Origin of the sequence: Rathayibacter sp. AY1D2 (assembly GCF_002932695.1) — a bacterium.
GTDB lineage: Bacteria > Actinomycetota > Actinomycetes > Actinomycetales > Microbacteriaceae > Rathayibacter.
Map to the genome: position 1 here is coordinate 1 of NZ_PSVX01000039.1, position 13,425 is coordinate 13,425.

The following is a 13,425-nucleotide window of genomic DNA, read 5'->3' on the forward strand; positions in this document are numbered from 1 at the left end:
GACGGCAACCTCGTCGTGTACGCCGCGGACGGGCGCCCGGTCTGGGCGAGCGGCACGGTGGCCGACCCGGGCGGCGAGGTCGGGGGAATCGCCCCACGGCGGGGGAGACGACGACGCCCCCCGGTCCGGGGACCAGGGGGCGTCGTGGCGGAGGGGCGTCAGCCGCGGCTGGCCCAGACCGCGCGGCGGCTGTCGTACTCGACGAGGTTGCCGTCGTCCTGCATGACGAGCTTGTAGGGGCCGACCGACGCGGCGGGCGGGACGACCGACCATCCGCTCGTCGTCTCGGTGCCCACGGCGATCTGCCCGCTGGTGTCGAGGGCGAAGAAGCCGCCTGCGCGGGTGGTCTTCGACGCCCAGATCGGGCCGTTCTTGCCGTAGACGACGAAGTTGCCGTCCGCCTGCATCACCGCTCGGTAGACGCCGTTCGCGGAGCGGAGGAAGCTGCCCGCCTCGAGCGAGTTCGCCGCGTAGAGGGTGGTCGAGGGGAAGGCGGCCTGGCTGGTCCAGATCACGTCGTCGGACGGGTTCACGATGATCAGCGAGCCGGCGTTGTTGATGCCCAGGCGGAGGTCCTTGCCGCGCGTGCCCGAGAACCACTTGACGGAGCCGTCGGAGCCGTAGATGACGGCGTTGCCGTCCTTCTGCATGGTGATGCGGTTGCCGGAGCCGCCGGTGCCGGTGCCCCAGACGGCGCCCTGGGGGCCGTAGCCGACGAAGTTGCCGTCGTTCTGCATGACGGCGCTGGAGCGGCCGTCGGCGGAGGTGAGCTGGTGGACGGGGCGGAGGGTCTGCTCCGTGAACAGCGTGTCGGTCACCGGCTCGGCGATGACGCGGCGGACGCTGCTCGCCCAGGCGGGCGAGCCGTTCTCGCGGTAGACGACGAGGTTGCCGTCGGGCTGCATGATCACCGAGGCGCCCGCTTCGTTGATCGTGTTCGTGCTCCACACGGGGCCGCCCTTGGCGGAGTAGACGACCATGTTGCCGTCGGTCTGCATGACCAGGTGGTCGCCGCGGCCCTGGGTGTTCGTCGCGAAGGTGGGGCGGCCCTGCGGGTCGTAGACCACCGCGTTGCCGTCGGTCTGCATCCGGAACGAGTAGCCGTTCGTGCCCGAGACGATCCGCTGTCCGGCGGCCAGCTCCTCGCCGCCGACGAGGGCGTTGTAGTAGCTGACGGCCGCGCGGGCGGTCTGCTGGGCGGCCTCGGGCGACTCGCTCGCGGGAGCGAGGCCGGTCGGCGCCTCCTCGGAGGAGGACAGGGGCTTCTGCGGGTTCTCCGCGGCGAGGGCCGGGGTCGCGCCGAAGAGCAGGGCACCGGTCGCGACGAGCGCGATCAGCCCGGAGGCGAGGGGGCGGGGGGAGGGGGAACGCGTCATCGCAGGACTTTCTCGAGTGGCCGGCGGGGGCCGGAAGAGGGGGTACTCGATGCTCGCACGGCGGACGCACGAGTGCGACCGGAACGGGGGCCCTCCGTCTGGGGGACGCGCGGGAGCTGAGGTCCTCCGCGGGTCAGAGCGCTGGGAGAGGCCGCCTGAGAGCGTCCAGCCGCTTCCGCCAGGCGTCCAGGCGGCCCGGCTCCGCGGCGAGCGCCGGTCCGTCCGCCCAGGCGGTCGCCAGCCGCAGACCGTGCAGGGCGTTGGCCGTCCAGACCTCACGGCCCTCGAGCGACTCCGGCTCGGCCGGGGCCTCGATCACGTCCACGCCGAGCGCGCCGGCGAGCACCGAGACGGTGCGAGCCGTCACGCTGCGCACGCGGGTGCTCGTCGCCGGAGGGACGACCAGCGCGTCGCCCAGCCACCACAGGATCGCGCTGCTCGCTCCGTCGATGACAGCGCCCTCGGCGTCGAGCAGCACGGCCTCGTCCGCTCCCGCGGCGTGCGCGCGCGTGCGGAGGAGGGCAAGACGTGCGATGTCCGGCCCCTTCCAGGAGGGTGTCCGGCGCGGATCCACCGGGCTCGTCCACAGCACCACGGAGCGGGTCGTCGGCGGGGCGGGTCGCAGCCGGAGCCGCAGGGCGCCTCCCGAGAGCTCGACGCGGGGGAAGGAGCGGCCCTCGCGGGGAAGGGCGGCGATCGCGGCGTCGAGGAACGCCTCGACGTCCGGGTGCCCGCCCGCCGAGGCGACGGAGGCGGCGAACCGCTCGCGGTGCAGGTCGAGCCCGCGGACCCGTCCCTCGTCCACCAGCCAGGAGTCGGCCGCGTCCAGGGAGGTGCCGGGCGGCTCGGGAACGCTCGTCAGGGCCCGCCCGTCCCACTCCCGAACCTGCTCGCCGTCCACGACCGCCTACGCTAGCCCAGTGGTCTCGGAGGATCGGCACGTCCGCTCGGTCGAGCTGCCCTGGGTCGATCCGGAGCTCGCGCACCACGCCCTGTTCGCCACGGCCGAGGCGTCGTTCTGGCTCGACTCGGGCCTCGGAGCGACGAGCGGCCGCTCCTACCTCGGGGCGTGCGCCCGCGAGGACGTGCTCCTCGTCGAGGCCGGCGGCGACGTGGCGGCGGCGCTCGCCGCGGTCGACGACGAGGCCCCCGCGGGCGACCGCGCGCTCGGCCGCTACGGCTGGATCTCCTACGAGGCGGGAGCCGCCTCCGTCTCCCTGCCCTCGGCGCCGACCGGCCCCGCGGATCCGCCGGCCCTCGCCCTGCTCCGGGGCGACCCCGTGCTCGAGTTCGACCACGGCACCCGGACCGTCCGCCTGGTCGCCACGGGAGACGCGCAGGAGCTCACCGTGCGCCTGCTCGAGCTCGTCGGCGCGCTCGCACCCGCGGACCCCGCGGATCCCGAGCCCGCCGGCGTCCCGGTCCGCCGTCACTCCGCCGCCGAGTACACGGCGCTGATCGGCCGCTGCCAGGAGGCCATCCGCGCGGGGGACGCCTACCAGCTCTGCCTCACCGACGAGATCGTCGTCGAGGGCCGGTTCGATCCGGTCGAGGCGTACCGTCGCCTCCGCCGCTCCAGCCCGAGCCATCACGGCGGGCTGATCCGCCTCGGCCCGCTCGCGCTCGTCAGCGCCTCGCCCGAGCGGTTCCTCACCGGCGGGGCCGATGGACGCGTCGCCACGCATCCCATCAAGGGCACGCGCCCCCGGGGCCGGGACGCCGACGAGGACCGCGCGCTCCGGGACGAGCTCGTGTCGAGCGTGAAGGAGCGGGCCGAGAACGTGATGATCGTGGACCTCGTCCGCAACGACCTCGCCCGGATCGCCGCCCCCGGCTCCGTCGTCGTCGACCGCCTGCTCGAGGTGGAGAGCTACCCGCACGTCCACCAGCTGGTCAGCGAGGTCTCGGCCCGCCGCGCGCCGGGCGTCGGGATCGCCGAGCTGATCGCAGCCCTCTTCCCGGCCGGCTCGATGACGGGAGCGCCCAAGCGCCGGGCGGTGGAGCTGCTGCGGGAGTGGGAGGGCGGTCCCCGCGGCGTCTACTCCGGCGCCTTCGGCCGCCTGGGCTCGGACGGCTCGCTGGACCTCGCGATGACCATCCGCACCCTCGTGCTCGACGGCGAGCGCGCCCGCCTGGGGACCGGCGGCGGCATCACCGCGCTCTCGGTGCCGGAGGAGGAGGTCGAGGAGACGCGGCTGAAGGCGCGGGCGCTCCTCGCGGTGCTGGGCGCCGCCGAGGAGTGAGCGGGCACCGCGTTCGTCTGCCGTGCGCGCGGGGCCAGTAGGGTTGATGGTCGAACGCAGCCGCCCACGCGTGCGCGTTCTCCCCCTCCTTCAGAAGTGAGAAGCACCTGTGGCAGAAGACACCTCCCGGCAGACCGGCGCGAGCGACGAGGAGCGCTACGACTTCCGAGCGCTCCAGGAGAAGTGGCTCCCGATCTGGGAGGAGACGCGCCCGTTCGCGACGGACGACCCCGACGACAAGCGCCCCCGCAAGTACGTGCTCGACATGTTCCCGTACCCCTCGGGCGACCTGCACATGGGCCACGCCGAGGCGTACGCGCTCGGAGACGTGATCGCGCGCTACTGGCGCCAGCAGGGCTTCAACGTCCTCCACCCGATCGGCTGGGACAGCTTCGGCCTGCCCGCCGAGAACGCAGCCATCAAGCGCGGGCTGAACCCGGTCACCTGGACCTACGACAACATCGAGCAGCAGAAGCGCTCGATGAAGCGCTACGCCGCGTCCTTCGACTGGGACCGCGTGCTGCACACCTCCGACCCCGAGTACTACAAGTGGAACCAGTGGCTGTTCCTCAAGATGTACGAGAAGGGCCTCGCCTACCGCAAGGACAGCTGGGTCAACTGGGACCCGGTGGACCAGACGGTTCTGGCGAACGAGCAGGTCCTCGCGGACGGCACCTCCGAGCGCTCCGGCGCGGTCGTGGTCAAGAAGAAGCTCACGCAGTGGTACTTCAAGATCACCGACTACGCCGACCGCCTGCTCGACGACCTGAACCAGCTCGAGGGCTCCTGGCCGTCGAAGGTCATCGCCATGCAGCGCAACTGGATCGGCCGCTCCATCGGCGCCGACGTCGAGTTCGAGATCGAGGGCCGCGACGAGCGCGTCACCGTCTTCACCACGCGCCCCGACACGCTCTACGGGGCGACCTTCATGGTCGTCGCGCCCGACTCCGACCTCGCCTCCGAGCTGGTCGAGGGCTCCGAGCCCGCGATCCGCGACGCGTTCCGCAGCTACCTCGAGACGGTGCAGAAGTCGAGCGAGATCGAGCGCCTGACCGCCGACCGCCCCAAGACCGGCGTGTTCCTCGGCCGCTACGCGGTGAACCCCGTGAACGGCGAGCGGCTGCCGATCTGGGCCGCCGACTACGTCCTCTCCGACTACGGCCACGGAGCCGTCATGGCCGTGCCCGCGCACGACCAGCGCGACCTCGACTTCGCCCGCGCCTTCGACCTGCCCGTGCGCGTGGTCGTCGACACCAACGCGTCCGTCACCGGGGCGATCCCGGTCATCCCGGAGGACCCGGAGGAGCTGGCCGCGCTCGAGAAGGAGTACTCGCTCGACCCCGCCACGACCGGCGAGGCGCTGACCGGCGACGGCCGCCTGATCAACTCCGGGCCGCTCGACGGGCTCTCCAAGCGCACCGCCATCGAGCGCGTCATCAGGATGCTCGAGGAGCGCGGCCGCGGCCGCTCGGCCAAGAACTACCGCCTGCGCGACTGGCTGATCTCCCGTCAGCGCTACTGGGGCACCCCCATCCCGATCATCCACGGAGCCGACGGCGAGCTCGTGCCGGTTCCCGAGGACCAGCTGCCCGTCGTCCTGCCCTCCACCGACGGCCTCGACCTGCAGCCGAAGGGCTCGTCGCCGCTCGGAGCGGCGGAGGACTGGGTGAACGTGCCGCACCCGGTGGACGGCTCGCCCGCGCGCCGCGACCCGGACACGATGGACACCTTTGTCGACTCCTCGTGGTACTTCCTCCGCTTCCTCTCGCCGAAGGACGACACGCAGGCCTTCGATCCGAAGCTCGCCGAGAAGTGGGCGCCCGTCGACCAGTACGTCGGAGGCGTTACTCACGCGATCCTGCACCTGCTGTACGCGCGCTTCATCACCAAGGTGCTGTTCGACCTGGGCTACGTGTCGTTCACGGAGCCCTTCACGGCGCTGCTCAACCAGGGCATGGTGCAGATGGACGGCGCGGCGATGTCGAAGTCGAAGGGCAACATCGTCCGCCTCTCGGACCAGCTGGACGAGTTCGGCGTCGACGCCGTGCGCCTGACGATGGCGTTCGCCGGCCCGCCCGAGGACGACATCGACTGGGCCGACGTCTCGCCCGGCGGCAGCGCGAAGTTCCTCGCCCGCGCCTGGCGCCTGGCGAAGGACGTCACCTCGAGGCCCGACGTCGAGTGGAAGTCGGGCGACGCGGCTCTGCGCCGCCAGACCCACCGCTTCCTCGCGGAGTCCCCGTCGCTGATCGAGGCGTTCAAGTTCAACGTCGTGGTCGCGCGGCTGATGGAGCTCGTCAACGCGACCCGCAAGGTCGTCGACTCGGGTGCCGGGGCCGGGGACCCCGCGGTCCGCGAGGCGGTCGAGGTGGTCGCGATGGCTCTCAACCTGTTCGCGCCGTACACGGCCGAGGACATGTGGCACCGTCTGGGCTACGAGGGCACCGTCGCGCACGCGCTGTGGCGCAAGGCCGACCCGTCGCTGCTGGTCGAGGAGAAGGTCACGGCGATCCTGCAGGTCGACGGCAAGGTCCGCGACCGGCTCGAGGTCTCGCCGAAGATCTCCTCCGACGAGCTCGAGGAGAAGGCGCGGGCCACGGCCGGCGTCGCCCGGGCTCTCGTCGGCCGCGAGGTCGTGAAGGCGATCGTGCGGGCGCCGCGCCTGGTGAACCTGGTGACGAAGGCGGTCTAGCCGCCGATCCGTCCCGACGGGGCTCCTCCTCTCGCAGGAGGGGCCCCGTCGTCCGTCCTGCGCCGGTGCTGCTCTCTCCTCCACAGGTAGGCGATCCGGCGGGCTGTCCCCGGATCGGTGTCGGCGGCCGCTCCGGGCGGTGACGCGGGTCCTACCGTCGGCGGATGCCAGAGACCAGCGGGACGGACGACGAGCAGTTGACGGCGCTGCTGCGGCCCCGCCGCGCCCGCCCGCGCTGGCGCGTGGGAGTGGGAGCGGCGGTCGTGCTCGTCATCGGCGCCGCGGTGGTCGCGGTGCTGCTCGCGGGAGCGCGGTCGAGCGGTCATGAGCGGGTCCTGGAGCCCGCCGTGTCGACGAGCGCGCCCGCTGCTGCGGCGGTCGAGTCGCTGTACGTTCACGTGGCCGGCGAGGTCGCCTCTCCGGGGCTGTACGTCCTGTCGCCGGAGGCGCGGGTGGCGGACGCGGTCGCCGCCGCCGGAGGGTTCCAGGAGTCGGCGGAGCGCGCGGCGGTCAACCTGGCCCGGAGGCTCGTGGACGGCGAGCAGATCGTCGTGCCGGCCGTGGGAGCGGCGCCGGCCGCGGCGGGAGCGGCTCCGGGCGGGGCCGCTCCAGGAGGAGCCTCCGCCGCCGGATCCGTGCTGAGCCTGAGCACGGCGACGGCGGCCCAGCTGGAGGAGCTGCCCGAGATCGGCCCGGCGACCGCGAAGAAGATCGTCGCCCACCGGGAGGCGAACGGCCCGTTCTCCTCCGTCGACCAGCTGCTCGAGGTCCCCGGGATCGGCGAGAAGACGCTCGCCGCGTTCCGCGACCAGGTCGCGCCGTGAGGAGCGTGCGGGCGGCGGACCTGCGGCTCCTGCCGGCAGCGGTGGCCGCCTGGACCACCGCGTGGGCGGCCGGGATGCTGCCGGTCGCGGCAGTGCTCGACGGGGGCCTCTCGTGGTGCGCCGCGGGCTGGGTGCTGCTCGGGGCGGCGTGCGTCCTGCTCCGGCGCGGCCTCGGCGGGCGGCTGGTCGGAGCGGTGCTCGTCGGGGGCGCGGGTGCCGCCCTCGCCCTCACCTCCGTGGTCGCCGCGGCGCCCGGTGACCACCCGGCGTCGCTGCGGGAGGCCCAGGAGGATCGCGCCCTCACCCCGGTCACCGTGCGCGTCGACACGGGTGCCCGACCGCTCGCGACCGGGGGAGTGTGGTTCGACGCGACGGCGCTGCGGGTGGGAGACGCGTCGACCGCGGCCCCCGTGCGCGTGCTGCTCGCCGATCCCGGCGGTCGGCTGCCGGTGGGCGCCGAGCTCGACCTGGAGGCGCGCGCTGCGGCGCAGGAGGGGCCCGTCGGCGAGGCGACGATGCTGAGGGCGGCGTCCGTTCAGGACCGGCGCGGTCCCGGGGGAGCGGCGGCCGTCGCGGAGGTGCTGCGCTCGCGCTTCCTCGAACGCGCGGCGCTGGTCGGCGGCGACGTGGCGGGGCTGCTGCCGGGCCTCGCGACCGGCGACACGTCCGCGCTCGACGCGGGGCTCGAGGAGGCGATGCGCACCGCGTCGCTCACCCACCTGACCGCCGTCTCGGGCGCCAACTGCGCCGTGGTGGTGGTCGCCGGCTGGACGATCGCGGCGCTCCTCGGCGCCGGGCGCCGCCTCCGGACCGTCGCCGCCCTCGCCCTGCTCGCCGGCTTCGTGGTGCTGGTGACCCCCGAGCCGAGCGTGGTGCGGGCCGCCGTGATGGCGACGGTGGTCCTCCTCGCGCGGCTCGGGCGTCGCTCCGGAGCGGCCCTGCCCGCCCTGCTCGCGACCGTCGTCGTGCTCGTGGCCGCCGACCCCTCGATCGCGGGGAGGCTCGGCTTCGTGCTGTCCGTCCTCGCCACCGCCGGACTCCTGCTGCTCGCCGAGCCGATCGCGGGCGCTCTCGGTCGAGTGCTGCCCCGGCCTCTCGCCCTGCTGCTCGCGGTGCCGACCGCGGCGCAGCTCGCCTGCCAGCCCGTGCTGCTGCTCGTGGACCCGTCGGTGCCGGTGTACGGAGTGCTCGCCAACCTGCTCGCCGAGCCCGCGGCACCCGCCGCGACCGGGCTCGGGCTCATCGGCTGCCTGCTCGCCCCCTGGTGGCCCGGAGCCGCCGACGCTGCGATCCGGCTCGCCGCCGTCCCCGCCTGGTGGATCGCCTCGATCGCCCGCGCCGTCGACTCGTGGCCCGCCCCGAGGATCGCCTGGTGGCCCGGAGTAGGAGGAGCGCTCACGCTCACCGTGCTGACCCTGCTCGCCCTCGTGCTGGTCACGCAGTCGCCGCGGCTCGCGCGGGTGCGCCGGGTCGCCGCCGTCGGGCTGGCGTGCGCGATCGCCGCCGCCGGCGGCACCACCGTCGCCACGCCGCTCCTCCGCGCCGCCTCGGTTCCCGAGGACTGGCGTGTCGCGATGTGCGACGTCGGGCAGGGCGACGCGGTCCTCCTCCGCGGAGACGCGGGCGTGCTGCTCGTCGACACGGGGCCCGAGCCCGCACCGCTCGAGGCCTGCCTCCGCCTGATGGGAGTGGACCGGATCCCGCTGCTGGTGCTCACTCACTACGACCTCGACCACGTCGGCGGGCTCCAGGCCGTCCTCGGACGGACCGACGCCGCGCTCGTCGGGCCCGCCGCGGGCCGCGACGACGAGCGCGACCGGGCGGCGCTCACCGGCGCGGGGGTCGCCGTGCAGGAGGCGGTCCGCGGCGACAGCGGCGCGCTCGGCTCGCTGCGCTGGCGGGTCGAGTGGCCGGAGCGGCGGAGCGCGCTGCGGGGGAACGAGGCGAGCGTGACCCTCCGGGTCGACATCGGCCCGGACGCCCGCGGCGGCCCGCTCTCCGTCGCGCTCCTGGGCGACCTCGGCGAGCAGGAGCAGGGACGCGTCTCCCGGCTGCCGGTCGGCCGGGTCGACGTCGTCAAGGTCGCGCACCACGGCTCCGCCGACCAGTCGCCCGCCCTCTACGACGCGCTCGGCGCGAGCGTCGGGCTGATCTCCGTCGGGGCGGAGAACGACTACGGACATCCGAATCCGTCGCTCCTCGCTCTGCTGGCCGAGCGCGGGGTCGAGGCGCTGAGGTCGGATGTCGAGGGTACGGTCGTGCTCGCGTCCCGCAGCGACGGGATCGCGGTCTGGGTGAGCGGCGCGACGGCTCCCGCGGCGGCCTCGGGGCGCCGTGAGCGGGCCGTAGGGTGGAGGGCGCTCGGACGGGCGCGGCACGGAAGGACACGGCATGGCAGGACACGGCATGGCAGGCAGGGCCCCGGCGCGCGCGAAGGCAGCGCCCTCGAAGGCGGCGATCCCGCAGCTCGCCTGGAACCAGACCCGGCCGGCGCCGATCGTGCTGATCACCGGCCCGGAGCAGTTCCTCGCCGACCGCGCGCTGCGCTTCCTCCGTGAGTTCCTCCGGGCCGAGGATCCGAGCCTCGAGGTCAGCGACATCGACGCCGGCGGCTACGCGCCGGGGGAGCTGCTGACGCTCGCGAGCCCGTCCCTTTTCGACGAGCCCCGCCTCATCCGCGTCTCGAACGTCGAGAAGTGCACGGACGCGTTCCTCCTCGAGACCCTCGACTACCTCTCGGCGCCCGCGGACGGGGCGACCCTGGTGCTCCGCCACGGCGGCGGCAACCGGGGCAAGAAGCTCCTCGACGCCATCCGCTCGGGCACGGGCGGCGGCATCGAGATCGTCTGCGCCGAGCTCAAGCGCGAGAGCGACAAGGTCGACTTCGCGATCGCCGAGTTCCGCACCGCCGGCCGCACGGCGACCACCGGTGCCGTCCGAGCCCTGGTGTCTGCCTTCTCCGACGACCTCGACGAGCTCGCGTCGGCGTGCCAGCAGCTGCTGTCCGACGTCACCGGCGAGATCACCGAGGCGACCGTCGCGAAGTACTACGGCGGCCGCGTCGAGACCACGGCCTTCACCGTCGCCGACTCGGCGATCGCGGGCCGTCACGGCGAGGCGCTGCTCGGGCTCCGCCACGCCCTCGCCTCCGGTGCCGACCCGGTACCGATCGTCGCCGCGTTCGCGAGCAAGCTGCGGACCATGGCGAAGGTCGCCGGCTCGCGCGAGGGCTCGGGCCAGGTCGCCTCGCGTCTGGGCCTCGCTCCGTGGCAGGTGGACCGGGCCCGGCGCGACCTGCAGGGCTGGACCGGCGAGGGCCTCGGCACCGCGATCCTGACGGTCGCCGACGCCGACGCGAACGTGAAGGGCGCCACCCGCGACCCCGTCTACGCCCTCGAGCGCATGGTCTCCGTCGTCTCCGCCCGGGGCGTCTGACCCGCCCGAAAGGCCCTGCGCCCGCGATCCGCACCGACCTCGTCCTCGGCGTGTCTCGATACGCCGCTCCGCGGCTGCTCGACCAGCAGCGAAGGGTTCACCTCCGCTCGCAGGCTCGCACCGCGGCCGACGAAGAGTCGGACAACGACCTCGCAGGGTCACCGGCGACCCGCGTGTCAGCGGATCGTCGTACCCGGAACGCTCCCCGCTCCTCCCACCGGGACCACCCCTGGAAGCCGACCGCGCGACGGGAGACGAGGAACGAGGAGCCCGTCGAGATCGGTGCGGGTCACGGGCGATCCGCGTGTCAGCGGATCGTCGTACCCCGAAACGCTCTCCGCTCCTCCCCCCGCGACCCTCCGCGGTAGCCGACCGGGCCGCAGCCGATCGAGAGCCGGACGATGCCCTCGCAGGGTCACCGGCGATCCGCGTGTCAGCGGATCGACGTACCCGGAACGGAACCCGCTCCTCCCACCGCAACCAAGCGCGGAAGCCGACTGCGCGACGGGCGACGAGGCACGAGGAGCCCGTCGACCGCGAAGCGGAAACGACGAAGGGCCCGGCCAGAGGCCGGACCCTTCGTCGTTTCCGCTTCGCGCAGTATTACAGCGCGGCGACCTGCTTCGCGATGGCCGACTTGCGGTTCGCGGCCTGGTTCTTGTGGATGACGCCCTTGCTGGCGGCCTTGTCGAGCTTCTTGGCGGCGAAGGCGAGGGCGGTGCCGGCCTTCTCGGTGTCGCCGGCGGCGATGGCGGTGTGGACCGAGCGGATGGCGGTCTTCAGCTCGCTCTTGACGGCCTTGTTGCGCTCGTTCGCCTTCTTGTTGGTGAGGTTGCGCTTGATCTGCGACTTGATGTTTGCCACGTGGATTACCTTCTTCTCGGATGTGCGTGTGTGCAGCCGGCTACTCGACGGAGTGCCCCTTCCGCGGGCGTCTGAACGCCCTGCGGTGCGACTGGAGGTCGCCGGCTTCTGATCACTCCACGCCTGCCGGGTGTCCGGAGGGGGAGCGCAAGCCAACAAGGAACTTTAGCGCACCCGTCGTCACCCTTCAACCGCGCCGCGCCCGCGGGTGCGGCGCCGTCCGGGTCGGGGCCGCCGGGGCGACACGCCGGGGGAGGCGGACCGCCGTGGCGTCTCGCGGTCCGGGCCCGCCGGTAACGTGACGCCGGTGCCCCGTCTCGCCGATCACCTCTCCGCGGTGCCGCCCTCGGGCATCCGCCACCTGTTCGAGATCGCGCTGCGGCTCGACGGAGTCACCCTCCTCGCGGTGGGCGAGCCCGACGTGCCGACCGCGCCGCACATCATCGAGGCGGCCCGAGCGGCGTGGGCGGCCGACGACACCCGCTACGGGCCCAACGGCGGCGTCCCCGAGCTCCGGCGGGCCATCGTGGAGAAGCTGGCGCGCGACAACAGCATCGAGGCGGACGTCGAGCAGGTCTGGGTGACCGTCGGCGCCACGCAGGCGCTGCACCAGGCGATGACGCTCCTGCTCGGGCCGGGCGACGAGGTGCTCATCCCCGACCCGGGCTACACCGTCTTCACGACCAATGCGCGGACCATCGGCGCCGTGCCCGTGCCGTACACGCTGCGCGCTGAGAACGCCTTCCTCCCCGATCCCGAGGAGGTCGAGCGCCTGATCACGGACCGGACCCGCGTCCTGATCGTCAACAGCCCGTCCAACCCGCTCGGCGTGGTGTTCCCGAGGGAGGTCCTCGAGCGCCTGCTCGACATCGCCCGGCGCCACGACCTGTGGGTGCTCAGCGACGAGGTCTACGAGTACTTCACCTACGGGCGCCCGCACGTGAGCCTCGCGGCGATCGCGCAGGAGCGCGGGGACGACGCCGACCGCGTCCTCAGCGTCTTCTCCTTCTCGAAGACCTACGCGATGACCGGCGTCCGCGTCGGCTACCTCGTGACGCCTCCCGGCTTCACGTCGATCATGGTCACGGTGCAGGAGGCGGCGATCAGCTGCGTCGCCACTCCGGACCAGCGCGCCGCCCTCGCCGCTCTGACCGGGCCGCAGGACGCGGTGGCCGCCGCCTCCGACCACTACCTCGCCAACCTGCGGCTCGCGACGGGCGTGCTCGACGAGCGGGGGATCGCCTACCGCGAGCCCGAGGGCGCGTTCTACCTGTGGATCGACATGGCGCACGCGACCGGCGGGGACGTCGCCTCCTGGGTCGAGTCGTTCCTCCTCGAGACCCTCGTCGCCGTCGCTCCCGGCAGCGCCTTCGGCCGCACCGGCGAGGGCTGGATCCGCGTCTGCCTCGCCGCTGACCCCGCCGCGCTGGAGCACGGGCTGCGCGCTCTCCCGGCCCCGGTGCGCGGATGAGCGCCGCCGAGGTGCTGGTCCGGCGCGTCCGGGCCCAGGAGTACGACGAGGTCTCGCGCCTGCGGCTCGCCGCCTACGCCCACGACTACGAGCTGGGGGAGGAGTACGCCGCCGACGTCGCCGCGGTCGCCCGGCACGACGTCGAGGGCGAGGTCTGGGTCGCCGTCGAGGGCGACGGGCGGATCCTCGCGACGGTCACCACTGCGCGCCCGGGCGCGAACCTGTACGAGCTCGGCCGCCCCGGCGAGCTGGACTGGCGGCTGCTCGCCGTCGCCCCGGAGGCACGCGGGCGGGGTCTCGGGCGGCTGCTCACCGAGTTCGTCGTGATGCTCGCCGCCGAGCGGGGCCTCCAGCGGGTCGTGATGAACAGCGGCACGCTGATGACCACCGCGCACGCCCTCTACGAGAGCATGGGCTTCGTCCGCCTCGGCGAGCGGGAGAACCCGCCCGGCGTCGAGCCCACCCGCACCTACGGACTCGATCTGTAGCCGCCGGTCCCGGCCTCCGCCGCCGGGCATGG

General features: G+C 73.8%; 10 protein-coding genes. 7 read left to right on the forward strand and 3 right to left on the reverse strand.

All coding sequences use genetic code 11. From position 1 onward, the window contains the following. Positions 1-158 precede the first annotated feature (158 nt). Positions 159-1,376 carry a hypothetical protein gene (locus C5D04_RS11380; protein WP_104347725.1) on the reverse strand — a complete coding sequence of 406 codons (1,218 nt, stop codon included), beginning with the start codon at positions 1,374-1,376 and terminating at the stop codon, positions 159-161. Between the two features lie 133 nt (positions 1,377-1,509). Continuing rightward, positions 1,510-2,277 (reverse strand): aminotransferase class IV, encoded by a 768-nt coding sequence (locus tag C5D04_RS11385; RefSeq protein WP_258068899.1) that lies wholly within the window; start codon positions 2,275-2,277, stop codon positions 1,510-1,512. Positions 2,278-2,296: 19 nt separating this feature from the next. Between C5D04_RS11385 and pabB the strand changes: the two genes are divergently transcribed. The 5 genes from pabB to holA all read left to right on the forward strand — a co-directional run bounded on the left by pabB (position 2,297) and on the right by holA (position 10,570). Then, entirely contained in the window at positions 2,297-3,619 is a 1,323-nt protein-coding gene (gene pabB, locus C5D04_RS11390) for an aminodeoxychorismate synthase component I (protein WP_104287555.1), read from the forward strand. Positions 3,620-3,728: 109 nt separating this feature from the next. Continuing rightward, positions 3,729-6,311, forward strand: coding sequence for a leucine--tRNA ligase (gene leuS, locus C5D04_RS11395; RefSeq protein WP_104225642.1), 2,583 nt, complete (start codon positions 3,729-3,731; stop codon positions 6,309-6,311). A gap of 164 nt (positions 6,312-6,475) precedes the next feature. Next, entirely contained in the window at positions 6,476-7,135 is a 660-nt protein-coding gene (locus tag C5D04_RS11400; RefSeq protein WP_104255142.1) for a ComEA family DNA-binding protein, read from the forward strand. Then, positions 7,132-9,693, forward strand: coding sequence for a ComEC/Rec2 family competence protein (locus C5D04_RS11405; RefSeq protein ID WP_146087869.1), 2,562 nt, complete (start codon positions 7,132-7,134; stop codon positions 9,691-9,693). The genes C5D04_RS11400 and C5D04_RS11405 overlap by 4 nt, the downstream gene beginning before the upstream one ends. Then, the gene (gene holA / locus C5D04_RS18705) at positions 9,593-10,570 is read left to right on the forward strand and encodes a DNA polymerase III subunit delta (protein WP_244229664.1); all 978 of its coding nucleotides are present in this window, start codon (positions 9,593-9,595) and stop codon (positions 10,568-10,570) included. Before C5D04_RS11405 ends, holA begins: the two co-directional genes overlap by 101 nt. Positions 10,571-11,173: 603 nt before the next feature. Here the strand turns inward: holA and rpsT are convergent. Beyond that, positions 11,174-11,434: a 30S ribosomal protein S20 gene (gene rpsT / locus C5D04_RS11415; protein ID WP_097165711.1), complete on the reverse strand. Its 261-nt coding sequence runs from the start codon at positions 11,432-11,434 to the stop codon at positions 11,174-11,176. Positions 11,435-11,741: 307 nt separating this feature from the next. On the opposite strand from rpsT, the gene C5D04_RS11420 reads away from it, so the two are divergent. Both C5D04_RS11420 and C5D04_RS11425 read left to right on the forward strand, forming a co-directional pair. Next, on the forward strand, positions 11,742-12,905 hold the full coding sequence (locus C5D04_RS11420; protein WP_104347727.1) for a pyridoxal phosphate-dependent aminotransferase: 1,164 nt from the start codon (positions 11,742-11,744) through the stop codon (positions 12,903-12,905). After that, positions 12,902-13,393, forward strand: a complete 492-nt coding sequence (locus C5D04_RS11425) for a GNAT family N-acetyltransferase (protein WP_104223126.1) — start codon at positions 12,902-12,904, stop codon at positions 13,391-13,393. Before C5D04_RS11420 ends, C5D04_RS11425 begins: the two co-directional genes overlap by 4 nt. Positions 13,394-13,425: the final 32 nt, after the last annotated feature.